This is a genomic window from Pseudomonas fluorescens, assembly GCF_902497875.1.
GTDB classification, from domain to species: domain Bacteria; phylum Pseudomonadota; class Gammaproteobacteria; order Pseudomonadales; family Pseudomonadaceae; genus Aquipseudomonas; species Aquipseudomonas fluorescens_BR.
Window position 1 is genome coordinate 142676 of the sequence record NZ_CABVHY010000008.1, and the last position, 23345, is coordinate 166020.

Consider the following 23345-nt stretch of genomic DNA (forward strand, 5'->3'; position numbering starts at 1 on the left):
TTTCAATACGCTGAGCCGAAACGCTGCAACTGCATTTCCCGCAAACGACTGAGGGTGCGGCGAAACGCAAATGCCAGGTAACCCTCGGTGTACAACGACTCCATGGGCACCTGGGCCTCGATGTACAGCGCCACCTTACGGTCGTAGCACTCATCGACCAACGCGATGAAGCGCCGCACGCTATCGTCATGCACCGACAACTCGGGCAACTCCCGATCGCCGGCGGCGACTCGCTCCACCCCGTCTTCCGTACCACGGGCAATCCGCCCGGGGCGTTTTTGGGCGCTGAGATTGGGTACTTCACTTAAAAGAATAGCGCCGAACCTGTCGCACAAGGCCATGAAGTCCATGGCCGCAAAGGGTTGCTCACACAGGTCCGCATAACGGCACCAAAGCACAGTGACGCTGGACCGCATGGCCGTGACAGAGCGATAACCGACGCTGACCGCTTCACTGGAAACCGCTTGCCCGACAGTCAGCCCCTTGAACACCTCGCTTGTGGGGCCTGGCTGGCCCGAGGTGTTGACCCAATAACGCTGGACCCCGACACCCGGGTGCAGACGATGGTCCTCTGCGCCATCCACCGCCAGTACCTGCATATGATGGTTGATCGCGGCAATTGCCGGCAGAAATCGTTCACGGTTGAAACCATCGGCATAGAGCTGTTCTGGCGGCTGATTGGAAGTGGACACGATGACCACCCCCTCCTCGAACATCACCTGGAACAGCCGCCCGAGAATGATCGCGTCGCCGATGTCATTGACGAACAGCTCATCGAAACACAGCACCCTTACCTCCCCGCTGAGCTCGCGGGCCAGCGCCTGCAAGGGGTCGGCAGTGCCGGTCAGCTGGAATGAGCGCTGATGCACCCAGCCCATGAAATGGTGAAAGTGCTGACGGCGGGCCGGGATGCGCAAACTGTGGTAGAACTGGTCCATCAACCAGGTCTTGCCACGCCCGACCGGGCCCCACAGGTAAACCCCGGTGACTTTCGTGTGCTGCTGATGCAGGGCTTTATGGCACTGCTCAAGCGCCTGCACGACTTGCCATTGCGCATCATCCTGGACGAAGCCCTTTTGCTCGATGGCATGTTGGTAGGCACTGAGGGGGGAATCGAAGGTCATACAGGCAGGCTGGTCCGGGCTGAGGCTGCGCAGTATGGCATGTCCCACTACAACGAAATATCCAGGCGGGCGATCTTGCCTTGCTCATCGAGCCGGAACACGTAGCGCAACTCCAGCGGGCTGCCGGGAAAGGTGCCGCAAATCAGGTTCTTGACCAGTACCTTGCCAGTGCGTTGTTGCACATCAAGGACTTCGACCCGCGGCTGGTAACGTCGGGCGGCGTCCTCCATCCACTGGGCGATGGCCTGGGTGCCCACCCGATGTTCGCCCTCATCGAAAACGTTGGCATCCTCGGCGAAGAAACTGGCGACCGCCGAACTGTCACGGGCATTGGTCGCGGCAATGTAAGCGGCAATGGACGGTGTGAGTGAAGTGGCTGGATTCGACATGTTGACAGAGCTCCTTGTTGGTTGATTCTGGAGCCATGCTAAATCAGCCGGGTGTCAATTCTTGTCAGGAGTGAAACGTCCTGCTGACTGGGCAGCACCTGGTCGGCGCGCTGATCGACATACGACTATCCGCCAGAAGTTGTTACATCGTGTATCGACATCATTGAACATCAACAACCTGTTCAATCAGAAGTACTACGACACTGTCGGTTTTTCAAACAGCCCGCCCTGCAATGACCTGTAAAGAATGTAATCTTCGCGCCACGCTGGCGTTAACGCCCACTTAATAGAATGGCCACACACTGCACCCGTAACTTCATATCACGTCCGAAACGGACACCACACACGCTTGAGGGCAAGCCCAGCATGAAATTTTCAACTCTGATCCTCGCTGGCCTGATGACCGTTAGTTCTGCCGCAGTCTTCGCCGAAGGGGGCGCTGAACGAATCAGGCAACATTGGGACAACTTTAATTTGAGTCAACAACAAGTCCACGGCAAAGCCGATAACACGGCGTCCGTCGACACGGTTAAAACCGCACCTGCCAATGACTATCAGGTAGTAAAAGAACAAAAGCCTAGCACCTGACCCCAGACAGAAATCCATTAAACTCTGGCAATACCGCTCCTTTGGCAGAGATTAGCTTTGGCGTCCTTTTGGACGCCTTTTTTATGCCTTGCCAATCGATAAAGTGACCGAAAAATTACAAGCACATAGTGCACAGCATTGATCTTTTCAGCGTATTAGTAACCGTGGGCCCGATACACCTTAACTGTGTTTTCAACACACCCTGGAACAATACTTTTGGAAGTGACTGGATTCAACATATTGATACGACTCCTTGTTTATTGATTCCGGAGCCCCAGGGCATGCACCGCGTAATTGAGGACCTGTACCATATTCTGGGGCGGCATACGTTGATCATCACTCGTTTAACGCGACCGTGGCCGCCTTCAATCGGTCTTGCAACAACGTACGCGGCAAGACGAAACCTTCGAAGCTGCGCTGGGTAATGGGGTTATTGGCTTTTTCAGCACTGATCCGGTAACGCATCATCCCGTCGTTCGCCACAAAACTCAGGTCCACGCTGGTGCCGGTACGGCCATTGAGGTGACCTCGACTGAGCAGTCGAAACAGTGACCACGGACCACGATAGCCCAGACTTGAGGTATTGCCGACGCTGTTGACCAATGTGAGTTGGCTGCCACTGGCGCTGCCCAACGCGTTAGGCCAGATCAACCCGATGCTCTGGCTCGGCCCGTGGCTATAAGGAATCAATTGGCCGTCAACACTCAGCAAACTGCTCAGGCGATTACCGCTCAAGGCCAGTGGTTCGACGGTCAGTTGCACACTGAGCGCGCCGCGGTTATTGAAAAAGGTATCGCGGATACGCTGGGCTTTTTCCAACTGGGTCAGCACATCGGTGCGCACCAGGTAGTCCCCCCGACTGCTGGAGTACAAGGCGTCGAGGTTATCCTTGAGAAAGGCATTCAGGTACTGATCGTGAAACTGCTGCAATCGCCCCTGCGGCCCGAAAAACGCCTCGAAGTCCTCCAGAGAGGCGTCGGCGGAACTGCTCGGGTTGAACGGATAGCGACCCGCCAAGCGCTGCTGATAGAAACGATAGACGTCTGCATCCCAGCGTGTTTCCAACTCGCGCAACGCCTCAATCACCAGCATTTGTGAAGTCTGATCGGCCAATTGCTTGACCTGTTGGTTCAGCGGCTCCGGCAAACCGGTCGCGATGCGCTGTAGCGTTGCAATAGGGTCCGGCCCCCCCAGTGCGAAACGGTTGAGGACCGCCTTGAGCGCCGCCTTGCCGCGATCGGGCTGGTCTTGCACCGCCTTGGCATAGTCATACAGGGCACTGACCGCCCGCAGGGTCTCGTCATAGTACGAGGGTTGTTCGCCTTTGGCCGTGAGCAAGTCCGACAAGCCCACAAATGCCCGACGAATCCCCGCGGCCTGCCGTTGTGCTTGCGTGTCGCCTGGCTCTTTGGCAGTCTCGGCCAGCGCCTGGTTATCGCTGGCGCCACCCTCCGGGTAGAGCACGGTATTGTCGCGTAAGGTTTCCAACAAACGTCGAAACGGCGCTGATGGCCCGGTGACTTGTTCCAGCACCAAAACCCCGTGGCTCAAATCCCGGAAATCGGTGATGACAAATCCATTCAACGCGCGCCGCCAGCTGTCCACGTAGTCTGCGCTGTACAGCGCCCGAATACGTGTGGTCAACGCCTTACGGTCCTCTTCGGAATAGTCGATGCGTTGGCGCTCGCCGAGTACCCATTGGTCGATCATTGCCAAATCCGTCACCTGACCGGCATTAGCCTCGAAGTAGTCTTTGAAGCCCTTTGCCGTGAGCAGGGGCGCCAGCGTGAAGCCGTCGTCCGTGTCAGCGGGCCCCTTGCTGGCCGGCGCCAGCGGCCGATACACAAGGTCAAACGCCGGACCGATCTCGTTGCGCAGATCCAGCGGGGCGTGCAGACGCTCGAGTGCATCCTGCTTCATGCCCATGTACACGCGCTGAGCCAACGGGATCTTGCGTAGCTGCTGCTGCACGTCTGCGATCTGTTGACGGTACTGGGGCAGGTCCGCATCGGCGTACTTCAAGGCATACGCCAAGTGGCGCATCAGGTCATCTTGCACCGAGCCTTGCCCAGGGTAAGCGCGCTGCCATTGCTTGGCCATCCAGGCCTCGACCAGCGCTGGGCGGCGATTTTCCCGATCCTCGATCATGCGGTACACACGCAACGCGGCCAATTGTTCATTGCTGCCTTGCGGTGCGGCCTCGATGGCCGCGATGGCACCACCGGCGATGGCGGGTAAAAAGCGTTTGGACAACAGATTCAAGTAGGCCGCATCCACCATGGGGCCAATTGCCCGCCCTTGGTACAAGCCCATGTCCGACAGCACCGGCCAGGCGTCACGGTAATCACCATAGATCGAGACCGCCTCGCGGATCTGATCCAACGGCGCCAACAGGTTACGCCCGGTGATATCGACCCGAGCATCAATGTCGCGGCTTTTAAACTCGCGGCTCTTGGCCAATACGGCATCTGCTTTGTCGCGATTGATATCGAAGTAGTGCTGCCAGCCACCCACGACCAACACAGCGCCCAGTGCCGCGACCGCGGAACCGGCAAGCAGCAGTCGACGCTTGCCGAGAGTGACTTTTACGTTATCGCCGGCCAATCCGGCTTCAGGGTAGATCACGCGCTGGAACAGTTGCTGAGCGAAGTAGACGACCGTGCCACCGACCGGTTTGACTTCAGGCGATGGGGGCGCCAGATGATGCGGCAATGCCGCTTCGCGGACAAAGGCGTTGCTCAACGCCCCCTGCTGATAGACCGAAGAAAAGTACAGCCCGCGCACCAAGGCCGGTGTCGTGAAACGATCACTGCCCAACATGTCGGTCAAAAAACTCAACAGGGCCGGTCGGACACCGGACACCTGCCCTACCAGCGCCATCAGACGGTGACGTTCGTCTTGACTGCGGGACTCACTCAGACTGTCAAACACCCTACCGTTCAGTCGTTCGACAAAACGATCAAAGCGCGTCGTCAGCTCCGCCAGCCAGGCATCAAAGTCATCGACCGCCTCCAGCGTGAAGGTGAACCCCAGCATCTCCTCCCGCGCCGTGCGGGGCAACCTCGCAAAGAACTCTTCGAATCCTTCCAGCAGATCGAATTTACTCAACACCACATACAGCGGCAGGCGCGTGCCCAGCTCCTTGGTCAGCTCAAACAGACGGCTACGCAACAGGGTTGCCAAGGCCTTGCGCTGCTCTGGGCGTTGAGTGATCAACACTGAAAGATCAACCACCAACACCACACCGTTCAGCGGGCGACGACTGCGCTTGCGCCCGAGCCAGTCCATGAGGTGCAACCAAAGTCGCGGGTGAGTCCCTGCGGGAAGTACGGGCCTGACCTTGCTCTGCGAGTGTGGTGCGATTGCAGCACGGTTCTCCTGCTGGTGCTCGGTTGGCCCCGCTTCTGGCTGTGAAATAAACTCACCGGGCGGGTCAATCAACACCGCCTCATGGCCGATCCACCAATCCACCTTGTAGGCCAAATGCTCATCGTTATAGACACGAGAGCCTGACTGGGTCACGGCTGACAGCGCAAAGCTTTGATTGGAGCGCGTGATCAAGCTGGTTTTTCCCGCGTTCTCTTCGCCCAGCACCAAGTACCACGGCAATTGGTATAGCGAGCGACGGCGCTCCATATTGTCGAGCAAACTGGCCAGACTTCGGTTCAGGGCTCGTTCTTGCGCTTCGACATACGGCAAGCAGGGGTCGGCCTCGACCGCCGCGGCATGCAGGCGCTCAGCCTGCCACTGCCGATAACGGCGACGCATCCACCAGGCCCACACCAGTGCAGGAATCAGCAACACCAACACACTGGCTGACACCCGCATCGGCAACTCGGCCAATGGCTGATGTTCGCGCCACACCCAATTGGGCCCCAGCCACCAAATACTGACCAGCGCGAACAGAACGCCCAGCGCAACAAGTACCGGGGCCGCACTATTGAACTGGCGCATCAGCGGCAATCCCCAGCGCTTGAAGTAACTCCATAGATTCAACATATAAAGCCTACCCATTCCTTATTGGTATCAAGCTCGCTGATCAAGCGCCCAGTGCCACACCGTGATCCCGCGTGCGGTGTCGCTGGCGATGTCCGGGAAAATATCCCCGGACTCAAAACGGTATAGGGAGTCGTGGCTGGCATCGCTCCACCACCAACCGCTTTGCGGGCAGCTGTCGCCCGAGCGGCGCGTGGCTTCGGCAGGAGGTGGCGGGTACTGTTTGGCGAAATCGGCCCAGTCTTTGGGGTAGAACGGCATCTCGCGGTAGCTGCTGTCGTCAATGCCCAGTAACCAGGTCACTGCCGCCGCTTCCCAGGCCCAGTAGCCAAAATGACTGAAACCTCCTTCAAGATGCCTATCCACATAGGGTTCGCGGCGGCTCGCGTGGTACCACTCATCCAGGTAACTTTTGAGTAACTCTGGGCGTTTGGCCGCGGCGGAGCTAAACACCTTGAGCAATTTTCGGTACGGCAAGTGCCGGGTGCAGGTATCCGGGGGCGTACCGCGATCTGCCACAAAGGGCCGCACCAAACGCTCCAGCAAACCGTCGCGTACGCCCATCAGTTCATTGGCGTAATCCAGAAACAACATGACTCGGGGCATGGTGTGCGAGTAGCCGCTGAGCAGGCCGAAACAGGTCAGGCGCAGGGCGACAATCCAGTACTCTTCGGTACGCAAAGCGGCGTGCGGCGCCATGTAATTGCCCGCCTCGGGCGATTGGTCGAACAAGGCATCGAAGTCACCGTATTCTTCTGCCCACTCAAGGGCGTACGGCCAGGCTTCAGCCAATTGCTCGACCGGGGCACCGGCGGAATATTGCAGGTTTATCCAGTTGAGTGCGTCCCACAGCCTCTGATTGGTAGAGCTCATCAACCCACCCGGTTTGGAGCGTTCGCGATACTTGGGCAAGTCCGAGGTGACCCTGTGCATGCCATTTAAAAAATCATCGAAACGCTCCGGGTAGTTTTTGTACAGAACATAGCGTTCACGGCGCTGCTCGAAATTCGCTTCACTGATCTTCCAGCTGAACCAACGAGGCCAGTCGGGGGTAGGCAAATTGGGCATGACTTCACTCACTTGATTAACATCCGGGTAGGTAAAACACATTCCGTGAGTTCCAGCTTGAAGGGCTGGGACAGGCCTTCTACCAGCGTGAATTCAATGACCTTAAAGGCGGCGCCGCAGGCCGGTTCAAAGGTGAAGCGCAAGTCGCTTTGGCGGGGCATGGGCAGTCCTAATCCTTCACGGCAGTCATGGCGCCTGCCTGGCCGATAAGCTGAGGTGCCAGCTTCTGGAACAGCTCCGGTTCCCAGTGTTCAGCCAATGTGGCGCGCATGACCCGCGCCACATTCGCGCAAAGGTCATCCGCCAGCCACGCCAACCCGCGCGCAGCCAGCAGGTCGGCAGCGATGATCGTGGCATAGCAGCGTTGACGTGGCGCGGTGTAGCTGGCCTGCAGCCCTTGCAGGCGTAGCAGCACCACCTCGACCCCTTCCTGGTCGAGCTGGGTGATGAGTTCCTCACGCAATCCGGCATATTCCGGCACCGCGCCGGGGCTGGACGCGGCCGTGTCGACACCGGTCAGCCAGGCTTCTGTTTGCGCATCGATAAAGGGCGTTCCATCGCTGAAGCTCAGCTCCATAAGCGCTGGAATTCGTCGCACAAACCGTTGGCTCGCTTGATTGATGGCGGTCGCCACCTCGCCCATTTCCAGTCGGGAGGCAATGCTCGCGGCTAGAAAACTGCCTCGAATCCAGTACGGCGAAGCGGTCACGCTCTTTTCAATTCGCCGCAACAGCGCAGGATCCACGGCGTTGGCAGCCAATGCTTCCTGATAGCCATCGACGATGTCATTGGGCACCGCCATCAACTCGGTACGCCGCTCGCGCACCACCAACGGTGCGGCGTGCAGATGCGACCACAGGCCGAATCGGCGCAGCTGGTAGCCGGCAGGGTCATACGGGTCTTGGTGATTGACCCACTCAGCCATGGTCAACAGGGCCCGGCGTTGCTCGCGCTCATTACCTTGTGGGGCAGCGCCCTGGCTGGTGAAAAACGCTGGGGACAGTGTTTCTGCAGCGACTGAGCGGGTTGTCGGCCCGGCTGGAGAAGAGGTTGGTTGCAACGCACGCTCACTGTGCCGGGTCAGCGCGGCCTGCAAATCCTCCAGGGCGCCAAGATCAAGTTTGGCCGTGAGCGCATTTCGCTGAAGGCTGACCAAGGCCAACTCAGCCCTGGATTGCTGGGCCGGGGTGAAACTTTGCCGCTCCAACGCGCCAACTGCCTCCGTCAACCGCTCCATCAGCGTCTTGACTTGCTTGCGCTTGGCCAGGTAGCCCGTGGGTCCCGGCTTGGGCTGCGCACTGTCCCAGTACCGGTCAATCATCCCGGCCAGTAAACTGACAGCATCCACCCATTGCACCCATTGCCGGGTGCGCAGCCACACGGTCAGCAGGTGCCCCATAATCCGAAAATGCTTACATTGGCCGGCAAGGTACTGACGGGCGGCTTCGTCAATATAGGGCCAATCGATTCGCGCCTCATGCAGCCCTCCGAGCTTGACCATTTCCTGGTCAATGGCCTGGTAGGTCTCATCCTCGATATCAAAATGGCCGACAGGCTGCTCCGGCTCAACCGGCTTGAGCAGCGTCTTCACGACGTCTGCTGGCACATCGATCACCAGCGACATAGCTCACGCTCCTGTTTGATCAGCGCATCCAGCCCTTGCGCATCGAACACCAATCCGTCGAGGGGCGGATAGTCGACGCTCTCCAGACGCAGCCGTTGCGCCCCGCCCAGCTCGCGTAACAGCTCAATCGCCGGCAACCCCCGTCCGGCATCAATCACCTGGCCGGTATCGAGTACGCGCCAGTCACGAGGAGCTCCCACGGGGCGGTCGTCCTTGAAAATACGCAGCCGCAGCCGATTGGGCACCAGTGGCTCGGCCACCACTAGCTGCAGGCGCGTGATCTTCGACTGGCAACTGATCGCCAACAACGGTCGGGGCGCCGCAGCGCCGAGTGCAGGGGCTGAAATCACCATTTGCTGGCCCTCGCCATTGGGCTCCGGCCGCACCAACGCCATGAACCGGTGATTCTCTGCCTCACGCGCAGCTTCATTGGCCTCGACCAGCTCGACGATCTCCGGGCGCACGACCACGGCGCGGACTGGCACTACGGACACGCGAGCCGGCGTGCCCGCAGCCTGATCGAAACACGTCAGGCGTTCGAGCGCAGAAACAATCGCCGTACAGTCCTTTGCGGGGGGCACCGCCCACGCCTGAACCGTCCAAACAGCACAGCACCCCAACAAGCAAGCTTTAGCGCGGGTTATCAACTAATGCCTCCAGATTCCATGCCTGCATATTCATCTTCAACTCAAGTTGATTGACGGTGGAAACGTCGCGAAACAGTCAGATCCGATAGAAAGCGACCACTAACAATCATCATGCTACTCAGCGAAAGCAAATACTAACAACAGTTCCCATTGAACACCGCTGATTTATTTTCAAACTGATACAAACCCAGATAAAAAAATAACAGCACAGACCGACTCACACAAGCAACCACAACCAAAGATATACTCTGAACGCTTTGCTGTGCGGGCCCTGCACGCAATTCCACACTATCAAGCAGAAAGCACTTCGAGAGCAAAAGCCCAGCAGCAAACCAACCCGAAACAGCAGGCGAAAGATATTGCCTACAGCATTTAAGGAATTCTCCTACGACACGACAGATTAAAAACTTGTTTTAATGCGATCACTCTGACTAAAAGGACTTTTCCATGTCACACAAAACTGGTTCTGTTGCACCTAAGGAACGCATCAACATCAAGTACGTTCCGGCCACAGGTGATCAGCAGGCGGAAGTTGAACTGCCCCACAAGATGTTAGTCATGGGGGATTTTAAAGGTCATGGCGAAGCCACTTCCCTGGAAGAACGACACGCCATTCGCATTGATAAGGACACCTTCAACGAGGTCCTGTCCAAAGCGGATATCGGTTTGGAAATGAGTGTCCCGTCGGTGCTGAGCAACGACCGCGACAGTGATCTGAACGTCAAGTTGCGTTTCACCGCCATCAATGATTTCGGACCCGATGCGGTCGCCCGGCAAGTTCCAGAACTCAATAAGTTGCTGGAACTGCGCGAAGCGTTGGTCGCCCTCAAAGGGCCGATGGGCAACGTCCCGGCCTTGCGCAAACAGCTGCAGCACCTGCTGGGCGATGAACACGCCCGCGCCCGCCTGGTCAGCGAACTGAACCTGACACTCGACGCACCCACCCGCTGATCGCGCCTCGCTTAACCCACATCGACCGATACGGAGAGTGCCCCATGCACACGCAAAGCCCCCTTGCCACGACCCTGGAAGTGAACACCGAGTCGACGCTGCTGGATCAGATCATGGCACAGACCCTGATGCAGCCCAGCCAGGAAGGTTACGTCATTGCCAAACAGGGCGTTGCCGCGTTTATCAGCGAGATTTTGCAGAGCGGTGAGCATGATCAGCTCATTAACAAGCACCGGGTCGATCAGATGATTGCTGAAATCGACCATGCCCTCGGCAAGCAGGTGGACGTGATCCTGCACCAACCGGCGTACCAGGAGCTTGAGTCTGCCTGGCGCGGCCTGAAACTGCTGGTGGATCGCACCGACTTCCGTGAAAACATCAAGCTTGAGGTGCTGCACGTTACCAAAGACGAACTGCTGGAAGACTTCGACAACGCCGGCGATATCACCCGCAGCGGCCTTTACAAGCACGTCTACACCGCCGGTTACGGACAGTTCGGGGGCGAACCGGTCGCCACCATCGTGGGCAACTACACCTTCGGCCCTTCCTCTGCAGATATCAAATTGCTGAGCTACATGGCCTCGATCGGCGCCATGGCGCACGCTCCGTTTGTGGCGGCGGCCGGGCCGGAGTTCTTCAACCTGCAGGGCTTTGAGGATTTGCCCAACCTCAAAGAGGTCAAGGACATTTTTGAAGGTCCGCGCCACACCAAATGGCGCAGTCTGCGTGAGTCCGAAGACGCTCGCTATCTGGCCTTGGGCATGCCGCGGTTTCTGCTGCGCCAACCCTACGACCCGTTGGAAAACCCGGCTGGCAGCTTCATGTACGAAGAAGCCATCGACGGCCAACATGACAACTACCTGTGGGGCAACACGGCCTACCTGATCGCCAGTCGCATCAATGACAGCTTTGCCCGTTACCGCTGGTGCCCGAACATCATCGGCCCGCAATCGGGGGGAGCCGTCGATGACTTGCCGGTGCATCTGTATGACGCATTTGGCCAACTGCAAGCCAAGATCCCGACTGAAGTCCTGATCTCCGATCGCAAGGAATTCGAACTGTCCGAAGAAGGCTTCATGCCGCTAACGATGCGCAAGGACAGTGACAACGCGGCCTTCTTCTCGGCCAACTCGGTGCAACGCCCGAAAAACTTCCCGAAAACCCGTGAGGGCCAGGAGGCGCAGACCAACTACAAGCTCGGCACTCAATTGCCGTACCTGTTCATCGTCAATCGTCTGGCGCACTACATCAAGGTGCTGCAACGCGAGCAGATAGGCAGCTGGAAAGAGCGTCAGGATCTGGAGCGCGACCTCAACATGTGGCTCAAGCAATATGTCGCCGACCAGGAAAATCCGTCTTCCGATGTGCGCAGCCGCCGTCCGTTGCGAGCCGCCCGGATCGAGGTCCAGGACGTTGAAGGCAATCCAGGCTGGTATCAGGTGTCGCTCGCGGTGCGCCCGCACTTCAAATACATGGGGGCCAACTTCGAAATCTCATTGGTCGGCCGGCTGGACACTCAGTGATGCCAGCGGCTCATCCGGGCGCGGGGTATGTCAGCTTGTTCGAGCGTCTGGTGGTTGACGCGCCGGCCCAGCGCCGGGTGCCGTCCGGACCTCAGGCCAGCCGGCAGCGTATCGAAGGGATCAAACAGCACCTGGAGCGTCTGCTCAATGCACGGCAGGGCTGCTCGCAGAGCAGCCCTGCGCTAGGGCTGGGGGACTTCAACGGCGGCGCACTGGGCACCGCCGATTTGTTGCTCCATATCAGCGCCGATATCCGGCGCTCGGTGGAGGCCTTCGAGCCGCGCATCAAGGTGCTGGAGGTGCGCTTTGAGCCCAACCCCGACCTGCCGCTGGAACTGAACTTTCAGCTCAATTGCCAGGTACGACTCAACCACAAGGACGAACAGGTGCAACTCCACGTGGCCATGCATGGCCAGGATCGTTGCGCCCGCGTGACATAAGGAATCATCGACATGTCATTACGCGCGTTTTTTCGTGACGAAATGAACTACTTGCGTGACCTCGGTCACGAGTTTGCCGAGGACAATCCACAATTGGCCCGCTTCCTCGGTGAGGAGGCCGGTGATCCGGATGTCGAGCGCCTGCTGGAGGGGTTCGCATTCCTGACCGCCCGGCTGCGGATGAAGATTGAAGACGACCTGCCGGAGCTGACCCATCCCCTGCTGCAAATGCTCTGGCCCAATTACCTGCGCCCGATCCCCAGCTTCACGTTGGTGCGCTTTGATCCAGTCAAACAGGCGATTACCGAAGGCCAGCTGATTCCCAAAGGCACACGACTGTTCTCCACACCGGTGGACGACATACGTTGCGAATTTCGCACCTGCACGGATGTGCACCTCTATCCCCTTCAGCTGGAATCAGTCACCGCAGCCCATAGCCGCGAAAAGTCCGTGATGCGCATTGAGTTGAGTGTCCAGACCCGGCAACCGTTGGACACCATGGGCTGCGACCAACTGGACTTTCACCTGAGTGGCGACACCATCAATGCACTGACCTTGTATTTATGGATCGCGCATTACCTGAAAACCATCACCGTGGACATCGACGGCAAGCCCTTCGAGCTATCGACCAAGGACATCGCCTTTCCCGGTTTTACCCCGCAAGAGGCACTGCTGCCCTACCCGCGCAATGTGTTCGACGGCTATCGAATCGTGCAGGAGTTCTTTGTCTTCTCCCAGCGCTTTCATTTCTTCAGCCTGACCCGGCTTGCACGCTTGTGGCCGGCTACCGTGGGCGAACACCTGCGCTTCGAGTTCCACTTTTCCAGACCGATGCCGTCCGAAATGCGCCTGGGCACGGCGGACATCAGCCTGTACTGCGCGCCGGCGGTCAACTTGTTCGACCACGATGCAGAGCCGATAACCCTGAGCGGACAGACGCTGGATCAACGCGTCCAACCGAGCGGGCAGCGCCCTGATGCCTTCGAAATATATAGCATCGACCAGGTCACCGGCTGGCCTAGGGACACCGAACTGCGACGCGGCGAGCCCCTGCGGGTGTACACGCCCTTTGAGTCATTTCAGCACGAGATTGAACACGCTCAGGGTCGTACGGCGCTGTACTACCGCACCCGCATCGAAGATTCCCTGAGCCGCGAAGGCATCCTGAACCGCATTTCCTTTGTGCGCGGGGATGAGTCGGCCCATATCGGCCGCGATGAAGTGGCGTCCATCGAACTGACCTGCAGCAACCGCGCTCTGCCGCTCGCGTTGGGCGTCGGGGATCTGTGTGTCGCCACCGAGACCACGCCCACCTTTGCCACCTACCGCAACCTCACAGCGCCGACCCGCGCTTATCCCCCCGTGCTGGATGCCAGCCTGCACTGGACGCTGATCTCCAACCTGTCATTGAACTACCTGTCCCTGCTGTCGGCCGAGCCGCTCAAGGCCATCGTGCGCGCCTATGACTTTGCCGCGCTGCATGACCTGCAACAGGCCCGGGCCACCCGTAAACGCCTGGACGGCATCGGCGAGGCCATCACCACCCCGACTGACCTGGTGATGAAAGGTTTGCCGGTGCGTGGCCTGACCACGCACCTGAAACTTGATCAGAACGCATTCCTCTGCGAGGGCGAGCTGTACCTGTTCGCCACGGTGCTGTCCCACTTTTTTGCGCTCTACGCCAGCATCAACTCCTTCCACCAGTTGGAAGTCACCAATACCACCAACAACGAGCATTACCAATGGCCCCTGTTGACCGGCAGACAACCCGTGATCTAGCTGACACGCTGCTGGCCGACGCACGGAACTATTCGTTCTACCGTCTGCTGGAGCAGTTGTATGCGTTGCACGATGACGACCTGGAAACCGACCCACGTCGCCCACCGCGTCGACTGCGCCTGCAAAGCCACGCAGGGCTCGGCTTCCCCGCGTCGGACGTGGCCCTGGCCGAACGCCTGGACGACGACGATGACTGCCGCTACCGGGTTCAGACCACCTTCTTCGGGCTGCATGGGAGCGACTCGCCCCTGCCTGGCTACTACCTGGATACGGTCGCCTTCGAGAATGCCCAGGGCAACGGGATTCGACCGGCGTTTCTGGACTTCTTCAATCACCGCCTGCTGACCCTGCTGCACCACAGCTGGCGCAAATACCGCTACTACTTGCGCTTTCAACAAGAAGCCCGTGACGGCTTTTCGCGCTACGTCTTCGCCTTGATCGGCCTGAATGACACCGAGCTGCGCGGCAGCACACCGCTGCCCTGGAGTCGACTGCTCAGCTTCGCCGGGCTAATCGCCAGCCGCAGCCGCTCGCCGTCCGTGGTGGCGGGCATCGTCGGCCACTGCTTTGATCTGCATGACGTGCATATCCGCGAGTTCGAATCGCGCTACGTGCCGGTGAAGGCCACGCAACGCATCGCCCTTGGGCAAAACAATGGCGTGCTGGGTGAGAGCTTTACGGTGGGGGCCCGGATCAAGACCCGCAGCAGCAAATTCACCCTGGTGATCCCCGACCTGAATCAGACCCGCTTTCGCCAGTTTTTGCCCAGCGGAATCCATTACGAGCCGCTGCGCAAATTGATGGATTTTTTAATGCGCGACGTCATGGCCTTTGACCTGGAACTGGGGCTGCGCCAGGACGACGTTCCGCCGTTCAATCTCGGGCGCCAGACTGGCACGCATCTGGGCTGGACCAGCTTTATCGACCATCAACAGCAGACCTCGACGGTTCGTATCAAGGGGCGCTCATGACCGCCCTCCACCACCCGTTGCAGATCACCCTGGTCATCGACAATCCCGAACAGCTGCTACACGGCTGTACCCCGGTGCGGCAATTCGATCGCGTCGGCGGCAGCATTGGCAGCGTCGGCTGTGATTGGCGGCTCAATGACCGACAGCACCGCGTGCAACCGCAGCATTGCGAGCTGCGCCTGCGCGAAGGCCGTTTCTGCGTAATCGACGTATGTGGCCAGACCCGTCTCAACGGACATGACCTCGCCCTGGGACTTCAAACGACCATACGGCTCAACGATGGCGATCGCCTGCACATCGGCGCCTACATCGTTATCGTTCATCTGCACAACGCCGATATCACCAGTCACAGCCGCCAGCAAACCGTCAGTGCGTTGCTTCGCCACAGTGAATCGCCGCTGGATGCGCTGCTCGACGGATTCGTACCGCCATCAGACGTGGCCCCTGCAGTGGACATGACGTCACGGGATTTGCTGCAGCTCATCCGCCCAGCGGACGCGCACGCATCCTGCGATCCATTGCTTGCATTGGAGGCGTCACAACCGCCTGCGCGGGCCACAACCCTGACCCTCGACCTGTTTGATCCGCCACAACGGGACGCGCCCGCCGTGGCAGAGGCCCGGATCGCCTTGTCAGAGGGCATGCGTCCCGCTATCGAACAGAGACACTGGAGCTCACCGGATGACAGCGCACCCTGCGTTACACCCCGCCCCGGCACCGGCAGCCACAGCATGATGGCGCGCGCACTGATGCTGCTGACGGCCTGCCTGCTACTCGGCGGCTGCACCATGCTTGGCAAGCTGGGGCAAGTCATCATCAGCCCCTCGACCCCCGTCGGCGGGCCGGATGAGCAACCGACCCGGATCACCCTGAGCCTGCACGCAACCCGCACCGTCAATCCAAACCCGGCGGGCGTTTACCAGGTGCCCGACGCGACGCTCACGACGTCACCCACTGCCTACGGCGCAACGGTCAGCGCCGGCAGCTCCGTGGAATTGACCGACAAGTTGTATGCCCTGCTGGATCATCTGCAGACCGTCGCACCGGCACACTCGCCGCTGCTTGATGACGTCGCGCAGGCTGGCGACGCGCCGTTGATGTCGCCGGCCCAACCCGCCGTGCTGGGCACCTACAGCGACCCGTTAGTCACCCTCACGCTGCCCAATCAGCCCTCAGCCCTGGCGCCCGGCCCGGAGCAGCTCGCCACCCCGATTGCCTTCAAGATTCTGCAACTCAAGGACGATTCGCTGTTGCTCAACGCTACGGCCCAGGCCTTGGCGGCGGACCTTAAACAGGCGCTGGGCAGTACCTACATCCAGGACGACGACTACCTGCTCACGCCCGGCCAATTCAAGTTCATCAACTACCAGGCCATCAACGAGGACACCCGCTACCTCGCGGTCATCGCCCGCTATCACGACGCCAACACCGCGCAGTGGAAACACAGCGTGCGCCTCGAACCCACCGGTCGCACCTACGCCTTGCTGGTGCAACTGGACGAAGCCCGCGTCGAACTGAAGGCCGAGCACCCATGAAGCCCTTCGCCCCTTTCACTCCCTTGCCGAGCGCCTATTCATGAGTTCGCGTAACCCCGTTATCTGGTACGAGGGTTTGTTCGTCAAACCTCAGCACTTCCAACAGCAGGCGCGGGCGTCTGACGCCCAACTGCAACAGCGCCTGCAATGCCTCAACGAGTCGCTCTATGGTTTCAGCGAACTGGAAATCAACCCCGAATGCCTGAGCCTGGGCAAGATCGCCCTCGTGCGCGCCCGCGGCCTTATGCCAGACGGCAGCGTGTTCGACATTCCCAATGATCAGGCGCCTCCACCGCCGCTGGACATCCTGGACAGCTCAGCGGCCAACCAGATTGTTCACCTGTGCCTGCCGTTGCGCTGTGACGGCGCACTCGAAGTGCAGTGGCCAGACAGCTACGCCAACAGCCGCTACCTCGCTCAACGCCGTGATATCCGCGATACCCACAGCGAAGACGGCGACCATGTCCTCATGGACCTGGCGGTACCCAACTTGCAGCTACTGCTCGAACGCGACGACCGCAGCGCGTTTACCAGCATCGCCCTGGGCCGGATTCTGGACAAGCGCCCGGATGGCAGCCTGGTAATGGACGAACAGTTCTACCCGACCTGCGTATCGTTGCATGCCGCCCCGCCCTTGCAACGCTACCTCGGGGAAACTGCCGGGCTGATGCGTGAACGCGCGCGAAACATCGCCGAGCGGATCGGTTCCACCAGCCAGTCTGGCGTCGCCGACGTCACCGACTTCAACCTGCTGCAAACCCTGAACCGTCTGTACCCGCTGTTCCAGCACCTGGCACGGCGCCAACACGTGCACCCGGAACAGCTATACATAGCCTTCAGTCAGGCCTGCGGCGAACTCGTGACCTTCACCGATGACGGCCGCCTGCCACAGGAATACCCGGCATACCAGCATGAGCGCCTGCGTGAATCGCTCAAGCCCTTGCAAGACACCCTGCGCCGCGCCTTGAGCACAGTGCTGCAACCGCGGGCCGTGTCGCTGCCTATCGAACATCAGCAATACGGCGTGCTGACCGCCGCCCTGCATGACCGCCGCCTGCTGGCCGATGCCGAGTTCATCCTCGCCGTGCGCGCACGTCTGCCGCTGGAGGCACTGCGCCGACAGTTTCTGCAACAGACCAAGGTCAGTTCACAGGAACGACTCAGCGAACTGGTCAGCCTGCAATTACCGGGCATTCCCCTGATCCCGCTACCCGTCGCGCCGCGCCATCTGCCGTTCCATGCCGGTTTCAGCTACTTCGAGCTGGATCGCCAGGACCCGGCCTGGCAGAGCCTGACGGGCGCCGCCGGTTTCGGCTTCCATATCGGCGCCGACTTCCCGGAACTGGAATTGCAGTTCTGGGCCATCAGGAGTCAATGACATGACCGTTACCCCGCCCGCTATCGCCGCCAGTGAACGCTCAGAAGCACTTGAAACGCTACTGGCCAAGGCGATTGACAGCAGCGCTGGCGCTGCAGACGCAAAGCCACCGTTTGCAGGCCGCGAAGACCCTCAGTTTCAGCTGCGTGGCCTGACCTACAACCCGCTGGCCGATGCCGCCATGCCGCTGTTCGGCCTGGCCATGCGCCTGCATGGGCTGGACCGGTGCGAAGACCTGACGCAGCTTTATCAAGGCGTGCATAACCAGATCGTCACCGTCCTCGAAGAGATGCGCCATCACCCGTACGATAACGCCACCCTGCAGGCTTACTCCTACAGCCTGTGCCTGTTCATGGACGAAATCGTCATGGGCACCGCGTGGGGCAAACATTCCACCTGGAGCCATCGCTCCCTGCTCAGTGCCTTTCACCAGGAAAACTGGGGCGGCGAAAAGTTCTTCACCGTGCTCGCCCGCATGCTGATCGATGCCGACAAGTACCAGCATGTGCTGGAGGTCATGTACCTGTGCCTGTGCATGGGCCTGCGGGGCAAATACGCGATCCAGACCCAAGGCGACGACGCGCGGCAAAAGATCATCGTCAAAGTGCATCGCGCGCTGCGTGACTTGCGCGGCGACGCCCCGGAGCGACTGACCGAGCCCTTGACCAACGTGGCCCCGCGCAATTACCGGGTCAACCGGCAGTGGCCCTGGTGGACACCCTGGGCTGCGGCGAGCGTCTTGCTGCTGGGCGCTTACACGCTCTATGCCGTTCGCCTTAACAGCATGACCTTCCAGGTCCTGAATTCCCTGGAGGGCATTCTCACGCTCTAGCTCCAGCCATACCCAAATCAGGCGCGACCCGTGTTGAGCGGCGCGCCCCTCGGGGCCTCGTGCGCCGAAAAACCACACCGTCAGTTCGACGGTGGCGACCCGCGGGTCGTTTATTCAAGAGCAACAAGGAGTTTGTCATGCCTACACCCGCGTACATCAAGATCGAGGGAAAGACTCAGGGACTTATCACCCAGGGCGCCTTCACCGCCGATTCGGTGGGTAATGTGTTTGTCGAAGGCCATGAAGACGAGATTCTCGTCCAGGAAATCGACCATCTGATTTCCACCCCCACCGACCCGCAAAGCGGTCAGCCATCAGGCCAGCGCGTGCATGGCGCATTCGCCTTCACCTGCGCGCTGAACAAGGCCGCGCCCTTGCTCTATCAGGCGCTGGCCACGGGCGAAATGCTGCCGTCAGTCACGGTGGCCTGGTATCGCACCTCTACCGAAGGCAAGCAGGAAAAGTTCTTCTGCACCAAGCTCGAAGACGCCGTCATCGTCGATATCCATACCCAACTGCCGCATGCCCAGAACCCTGCAAACAGCGACTACACGCAGCTGATCAAGGTCGGCATGTCCTACCGCAAAATCGTCTGGGAACACAGCGTGTCGGGCACCGAAGGTTCTGACGACTGGCGCAAACCGGTTTAACCCTACGGCTACTCCCCTGCCCGCTCTGGCTGGCAGGGTTTTCTGCGTTCGCTAGCGTCCGGCCTGTTGCAGAACCGGCCGGACGCTAGCGTGCCTCAAGGAGGGCCCATGCCCCGCCAAAGCGACTTGCGTTTCACCTTTGAACCGGCCTGCGGCGCCGCCTTTGAGGTCATTGAATTCACGCTGGAAGAAGGCCTGTCCCAGCCCTTCAAGCTGGAACTCGAACTCGCCAGCCACGACCCCGCGCTGGACTTCGGCACGCTGCTCGACAAGCCCGCCGTGCTCACCATCTGGCACGCTGAGACACCCGTGCGCTACGTGCACGGCCTGGTCAGCCGGCTCACCCAGGGCGACACCGGCTTTCGCCGCACCCGCTACCACGCCGTGGTCGAGCCGACCCTGGCCCGCGCACGCCTGCGTTCGGACTGGCGGATCTTTCAGCAGCAAAGCGTGCCCGAGATCCTCAACGCCGTGCTCAAGGCCCAGCGCCTGACCGACTATGAGCAAGTCATCTGTTTTGACCATGCCCCTCGCGAATACTGCGTGCAGGCCGGGGAAACCGACCTCGATTTTCTGGCCCGCCTCGCGGCCGAGGAAGGCCTGCTCTACACCTTTGAACACCGCGCCGACGGCCATCGGCTGATCCACACCGACCGCGTGCAAGGCCTGGGCAGCCTCCCCCCGAACCTTGCCGGCAGCACCACCGTGCGTTATCACGCCGCGGGCGGCGGCGACAGTGCCGAGCCCGCATTGCAGCGCTTTCGCTACACCGAACACGTGCGCACCTCACGCCAGGTGCAGCGCGACTACACCTTCACCCACCCGCGCTACGCCCAGGAACACGCCGCCGACGGCACGCAGTTGGACCATCAAAACCGCAGCTACGAACGCTACGACTACCCCGGCCGCTACAAGCGCGACGCCGTGGGCAAACCCTTTACCAAGACCCGCCTCAGCGCCCTGCGAAATGATGCGCGCATCGCCGAGGTCGAAGGCGACGACCCGCGCCTGCAACCGGGCCTGGCCTTCGACCTGAGCGACCACCCGCGTGACGACATGAACGTGCGCTGGCGCACCGTCAGCATCGTCCACACCGGCACTCAACACAGCAGCCAGCAGGAGGAAGCCGCCGGCAGCGCGGCCGGCACCCGCTATCACCTCAAGGCCACGCTGATCCCCGACAGCGCCGACTGGAAAGCGCCGCTGTTACCCAAACCGCGCCTCGACGGCCCGCAAACCGCGACCGTGGTCGGGCCACCCGGGGAAGAGATTTTCTGTGACAAGTGGGGCCGGATAAAAGTCAGCTTCCCCTGGGACCGCACCAGCCAGAACAACCAACACAGCTCCTGCTGGATCCGCGTGGCGCAAGGCTGGGCGGGCACCACCTGGGGCGCGATGGCCATCCCGCGGATTGGTCAGGAAGTCATCGTCGACCACCTGGATGGGGACCCCGACCAGCCGATCGTCATGGGCCGGGCCTATCGCGAAGCCAACCTGCCGCCCTACGAACTGCCCAAACACAAAACCCGCATGACCATCAAAAGCCAGACCCACAAGGGCGACGGCTCCAACGAGCTGCGCTTCGAGGACGAGAAGGCTCAGGAAGAGATCTATATCCACGCGCAGAAAGACCAGAACAACCATGTGAACAACAACGAGACCACCTTCGTCGGCAATGACCGCAGCGAGCGGGTCGAGCACAACGAAACCCTCTCCATCGGCGACCACCGCACCGAAGACGTCGGCAAAAACGAAACCATCCAGATCGGCGCCAACCGCAGCGTGACCATCGGCGCTAACAAGGCCGAGACCATTGCCTTGGCCAAGGCCGAAACCATCGGACTGGGCAAGGCCCTGACCATTGGTGGGGGCTATCAAACCAGCGTCGGTGCGGCCATGAACACCACCGTCGGCCTCAGCCAAAGCGAACAGGTGGGCATCCACAAGTCAGTGCTCGTCGGCAAGCGCTTCACCATCGAAGCCGGTGACGAATTTGTGGTGCAAGTGGGCAAATCGCAACTGGTGATGAAGTCCGACGGCACGGTGCTGATCAATGGCTGCACCTTTGATTTCAGCGCCAGCGGCGCGGTGCAGATCAACGGCAAAAACGTCGATATCAACTGAGGCGCAGTCCATGGAATTTCGCAATCTGACGCCCTTCGACGCCTTGTGTTTCAGCGCCCTGGGCGTGGACGATCAAGAGTACCCGGTGGTGGCCATGAAGGTCGGCTATCGCCTGCTGCCCATGGACGGCCAGCCGGGCGAATTCCGCGCCGCGGTGATCGACGACGCACCGTTGCCGTTGTGCACCGGCGACACCTATTACGGCGAGGAAGGCACCAGCAGCGTCTACGAAGAAAGCGACCTTGCGCCGTACAAACCGCGCTGCGATGTGATCGTCGTCGGACATGCCCATGCGCCGCAGGGTATACCGGCGATAGCGTGGGAAGCCGGAATTCGCCTGAGCCTGCCGCTGCCGCCGGTGAACATCACCGTGCCATTGCCAGAGCCCCTGAGCCCCGGCGAGCCGTTGAACCAATACCAACTGCGGGACTGGCAGGCCCAGCGCGTGGCGGCGGCACACGCCCGCGCCAATGCCCCGACCCGCCGCAACCTGCTGGACAAACACCTGCGTTTTACCGGTCCCCGGCACTTCCAGCAGGGCCTGTTCACGGGCTGGCAGTTGAAGGACGCACTGCCCGCGCTCAGCGTACCGTTGCGCTGGGAACACGCCTTCGGTGGCAGCAGCGTGGTGCTCAACCCTGACTACCCTACAAATCCCCAAGCCTCCGAGCATCTGCTTAACCAGGTCTGCTACAGCAACCCGCTGGGCAGTGGCTGGCTGGAAAAGCGTCACGAAAAACTCGCCCTGCAACTCGACGTGCCATTGCGCACCCTGCCCGCGCCACAGATCGAAACCCTGGCCGCCCCAATGCAGCGGCCAGTGATTGCCGGACATCCCGACGGTGATCTGGATGCCCGGGGCATGGCACAACTGGCCGCGACTTACGCTCAACAACCCGCCGGCTTTGGCGCGGTCGGTCGGGCCTGGGCCCCTCGCCTGGCATTGGCCGGGACCTACGACGACAGCTGGCAAGCCGAGCGCTGGCCCTACCTGCCGCTGGACTTCGATTTTGCCTACTGGAACGGCGCGCCGGCCGATCAGCAGATCGAATTCCCGCCACCGAACCTGCGCATCGAACTGTTCAACCTGACAACGCCCGAGACCACCGCGGATGGGCGACTGCGGGTGGAACTGCCGGGCCATCGCCCGTTCGTGCTGTTGCGCCTGAACAACGGCGCAATGCTGCCGCTGCCCTTGCTGACCGACACCCTGCGCCTCGACACCGAGGCCATGACCCTGGCACTGACCCACCGCATCAGCCTGCCCAACCGCCTCGACATCCGCGCCCTCGAAGCCCGCTTCGAGACCGATCCCGGCGCGCCCTTGATCCGCCCCGCACACGACCCGGCACAGGAGAGCCTCTGACATGGCCGACAACGTCATCGCCCGCCAACAGGGCCAATGGAAAGTGGTCAGCCTCGTCCCCGACGTGTGCAAGACCCCCATGGGCGCGCCGATTCCGCCGGTGCCCTACCCCGTCACCGCCGAACTCAAAAGCGCCACCGGCGTCGCCAAATCAGTGCGCGCCAACGGCAAGCCAGTGGTGGTCTACGACATGAGCCTGGTGCCCAAGACCCTCGGCGACCAGGCCGGCGTCGCCAAAGGCATCAAGAGCAACACCGTGGGCGGCAAGTGCTACCCCAAGGACAAGAGCAGCAGCGTGCGCGCCGAAGGCAAGCTGATCGTGCGCCATGGCGACATGTTCTGGATGAATGGAGTCTAGGG

General features: G+C 60.5%; 20 protein-coding genes. 13 read left to right on the plus strand and 7 right to left on the minus strand.

What is annotated here, in order from left to right; genetic code table 11:
• Positions 1–2: 2 nt before the first annotated feature.
• Together zapE and F8N85_RS10120 are read right to left on the minus strand one after the other, a co-directional pair.
• Entirely contained in the window at positions 3–1124 is a 1122-nt protein-coding gene (gene zapE, locus F8N85_RS10115) for a cell division protein ZapE (RefSeq protein ID WP_150803480.1), read from the minus strand.
• A 47-nt stretch (positions 1125–1171) separates the two neighbouring features.
• A complete protein-coding gene (locus F8N85_RS10120) occupies positions 1172–1513 on the minus strand; it encodes a nuclear transport factor 2 family protein (RefSeq protein WP_150803481.1) in 342 nt (113 codons plus the stop codon).
• Between the two features lie 366 nt (positions 1514–1879).
• On the opposite strand from F8N85_RS10120, the gene F8N85_RS10125 reads away from it, so the two are divergent.
• Complete coding sequence (locus F8N85_RS10125) at positions 1880–2101, plus strand: hypothetical protein (RefSeq protein WP_150803482.1); 222 nt, start codon at positions 1880–1882, stop codon at positions 2099–2101.
• Positions 2102–2437: 336 nt separating this feature from the next.
• Here the strand turns inward: F8N85_RS10125 and tssM are convergent, their stop codons facing one another.
• The 5 genes from tssM to vasI are packed head-to-tail and all read right to left on the minus strand — an operon-like array spanning position 2438 to position 9370.
• Positions 2438–6100, minus strand: a complete 3663-nt coding sequence (gene tssM / locus F8N85_RS10130; protein ID WP_150803483.1) for a type VI secretion system membrane subunit TssM — start codon at positions 6098–6100, stop codon at positions 2438–2440.
• A gap of 27 nt (positions 6101–6127) precedes the next feature.
• Positions 6128–7165 (minus strand): PoNe immunity protein domain-containing protein, encoded by a 1038-nt coding sequence (locus F8N85_RS10135; RefSeq protein WP_150803484.1) that lies wholly within the window; start codon positions 7163–7165, stop codon positions 6128–6130.
• Between the two features lie 8 nt (positions 7166–7173).
• On the minus strand, positions 7174–7326 hold the full coding sequence (locus F8N85_RS34525; RefSeq protein WP_191636151.1) for a hypothetical protein: 153 nt from the start codon (positions 7324–7326) through the stop codon (positions 7174–7176).
• An 8-nt stretch (positions 7327–7334) separates the two neighbouring features.
• A complete protein-coding gene (gene tssA / locus F8N85_RS10140) occupies positions 7335–8789 on the minus strand; it encodes a type VI secretion system protein TssA (protein WP_150803485.1) in 1455 nt (484 codons plus the stop codon).
• Complete coding sequence (gene vasI, locus F8N85_RS10145; protein WP_191636152.1) at positions 8777–9370, minus strand: type VI secretion system-associated protein VasI; 594 nt, start codon at positions 9368–9370, stop codon at positions 8777–8779. Before vasI ends, tssA begins: the two co-directional genes overlap by 13 nt.
• Positions 9371–9883: 513 nt before the next feature.
• Between vasI and tssB the strand changes: the two genes are divergently transcribed.
• From tssB to F8N85_RS10205, 12 genes are all read left to right on the plus strand, one after another.
• Positions 9884–10387, plus strand: a complete 504-nt coding sequence (gene tssB / locus F8N85_RS10150; RefSeq protein WP_150803486.1) for a type VI secretion system contractile sheath small subunit — start codon at positions 9884–9886, stop codon at positions 10385–10387.
• 44 nt (positions 10388–10431) lie between these two features.
• Positions 10432–11910: a type VI secretion system contractile sheath large subunit gene (tssC, locus tag F8N85_RS10155; RefSeq protein WP_150803487.1), complete on the plus strand. Its 1479-nt coding sequence runs from the start codon at positions 10432–10434 to the stop codon at positions 11908–11910.
• Positions 11910–12350: a type VI secretion system baseplate subunit TssE gene (gene tssE, locus F8N85_RS10160; protein ID WP_150803488.1), complete on the plus strand. Its 441-nt coding sequence runs from the start codon at positions 11910–11912 to the stop codon at positions 12348–12350. Before tssC ends, tssE begins: the two co-directional genes overlap by 1 nt.
• A gap of 12 nt (positions 12351–12362) precedes the next feature.
• Positions 12363–14129 carry a type VI secretion system baseplate subunit TssF gene (gene tssF / locus F8N85_RS10165; RefSeq protein ID WP_150803489.1) on the plus strand — a complete coding sequence of 589 codons (1767 nt, stop codon included), beginning with the start codon at positions 12363–12365 and terminating at the stop codon, positions 14127–14129.
• Positions 14093–15100 (plus strand): type VI secretion system baseplate subunit TssG, encoded by a 1008-nt coding sequence (gene tssG / locus F8N85_RS10170; RefSeq protein WP_150803490.1) that lies wholly within the window; start codon positions 14093–14095, stop codon positions 15098–15100. Before tssF ends, tssG begins: the two co-directional genes overlap by 37 nt.
• Entirely contained in the window at positions 15097–16635 is a 1539-nt protein-coding gene (gene tssJ, locus F8N85_RS10175; protein ID WP_150803491.1) for a type VI secretion system lipoprotein TssJ, read from the plus strand. The genes tssG and tssJ overlap by 4 nt, the downstream gene beginning before the upstream one ends.
• A 40-nt stretch (positions 16636–16675) precedes the next feature.
• Entirely contained in the window at positions 16676–18013 is a 1338-nt protein-coding gene (gene tssK, locus F8N85_RS10180) for a type VI secretion system baseplate subunit TssK (protein WP_150803492.1), read from the plus strand.
• 1 nt (position 18014) lies between these two features.
• Positions 18015–18845: a type IVB secretion system protein IcmH/DotU gene (gene icmH, locus F8N85_RS10185; RefSeq protein ID WP_191636153.1), complete on the plus strand. Its 831-nt coding sequence runs from the start codon at positions 18015–18017 to the stop codon at positions 18843–18845.
• A 137-nt stretch (positions 18846–18982) separates the two neighbouring features.
• Complete coding sequence (locus tag F8N85_RS10190) at positions 18983–19495, plus strand: Hcp family type VI secretion system effector (protein WP_150803493.1); 513 nt, start codon at positions 18983–18985, stop codon at positions 19493–19495.
• Positions 19496–19603: 108 nt separating this feature from the next.
• A complete protein-coding gene (locus F8N85_RS10195) occupies positions 19604–21619 on the plus strand; it encodes a type VI secretion system Vgr family protein (protein WP_150803494.1) in 2016 nt (671 codons plus the stop codon).
• Positions 21620–21629: 10 nt separating this feature from the next.
• On the plus strand, positions 21630–22985 hold the full coding sequence (locus F8N85_RS10200; RefSeq protein ID WP_150803495.1) for a DUF2169 domain-containing protein: 1356 nt from the start codon (positions 21630–21632) through the stop codon (positions 22983–22985).
• Position 22986: 1 nt separating this feature from the next.
• On the plus strand, positions 22987–23343 hold the full coding sequence (locus F8N85_RS10205; RefSeq protein WP_150803496.1) for a DUF4150 domain-containing protein: 357 nt from the start codon (positions 22987–22989) through the stop codon (positions 23341–23343).
• Positions 23344–23345 lie beyond the last annotated feature (2 nt).

What these genes read in the sequence shown, in the direction of transcription:
- zapE (WP_150803480.1), bottom strand. Translation starts at nt 1,124, where the DNA reads ATGACCTTCGATTCCCCCCTCAGTGCCTACCAACATGCCATCGAGCAA.
- F8N85_RS10135 (WP_150803484.1), bottom strand. Translation starts at nt 7,165, where the DNA reads ATGCCCAATTTGCCTACCCCCGACTGGCCTCGTTGGTTCAGCTGGAAG.
- F8N85_RS34525 (WP_191636151.1), bottom strand. Translation starts at nt 7,326, where the DNA reads ATGCCCCGCCAAAGCGACTTGCGCTTCACCTTTGAACCGGCCTGCGGC.
- tssG (WP_150803490.1), top strand. Translation starts at nt 14,093, where the DNA reads ATGGCCCCTGTTGACCGGCAGACAACCCGTGATCTAGCTGACACGCTG.
- F8N85_RS10190 (WP_150803493.1), top strand. Translation starts at nt 18,983, where the DNA reads ATGCCTACACCCGCGTACATCAAGATCGAGGGAAAGACTCAGGGACTT.
- tssE (WP_150803488.1), top strand. Translation starts at nt 11,910, where the DNA reads ATGCCAGCGGCTCATCCGGGCGCGGGGTATGTCAGCTTGTTCGAGCGT.
- tssK (WP_150803492.1), top strand. Translation starts at nt 16,676, where the DNA reads ATGAGTTCGCGTAACCCCGTTATCTGGTACGAGGGTTTGTTCGTCAAA.
- tssC (WP_150803487.1), top strand. Translation starts at nt 10,432, where the DNA reads ATGCACACGCAAAGCCCCCTTGCCACGACCCTGGAAGTGAACACCGAG.
- F8N85_RS10205 (WP_150803496.1), top strand. Translation starts at nt 22,987, where the DNA reads ATGGCCGACAACGTCATCGCCCGCCAACAGGGCCAATGGAAAGTGGTC.
- tssF (WP_150803489.1), top strand. Translation starts at nt 12,363, where the DNA reads ATGTCATTACGCGCGTTTTTTCGTGACGAAATGAACTACTTGCGTGAC.
- F8N85_RS10125 (WP_150803482.1), top strand. Translation starts at nt 1,880, where the DNA reads ATGAAATTTTCAACTCTGATCCTCGCTGGCCTGATGACCGTTAGTTCT.
- tssM (WP_150803483.1), bottom strand. Translation starts at nt 6,100, where the DNA reads ATGTTGAATCTATGGAGTTACTTCAAGCGCTGGGGATTGCCGCTGATG.
- tssJ (WP_150803491.1), top strand. Translation starts at nt 15,097, where the DNA reads ATGACCGCCCTCCACCACCCGTTGCAGATCACCCTGGTCATCGACAAT.
- F8N85_RS10200 (WP_150803495.1), top strand. Translation starts at nt 21,630, where the DNA reads ATGGAATTTCGCAATCTGACGCCCTTCGACGCCTTGTGTTTCAGCGCC.
- F8N85_RS10120 (WP_150803481.1), bottom strand. Translation starts at nt 1,513, where the DNA reads ATGTCGAATCCAGCCACTTCACTCACACCGTCCATTGCCGCTTACATT.
- F8N85_RS10195 (WP_150803494.1), top strand. Translation starts at nt 19,604, where the DNA reads ATGCCCCGCCAAAGCGACTTGCGTTTCACCTTTGAACCGGCCTGCGGC.
- tssA (WP_150803485.1), bottom strand. Translation starts at nt 8,789, where the DNA reads ATGTCGCTGGTGATCGATGTGCCAGCAGACGTCGTGAAGACGCTGCTC.
- icmH (WP_191636153.1), top strand. Translation starts at nt 18,015, where the DNA reads ATGACCGTTACCCCGCCCGCTATCGCCGCCAGTGAACGCTCAGAAGCA.
- tssB (WP_150803486.1), top strand. Translation starts at nt 9,884, where the DNA reads ATGTCACACAAAACTGGTTCTGTTGCACCTAAGGAACGCATCAACATC.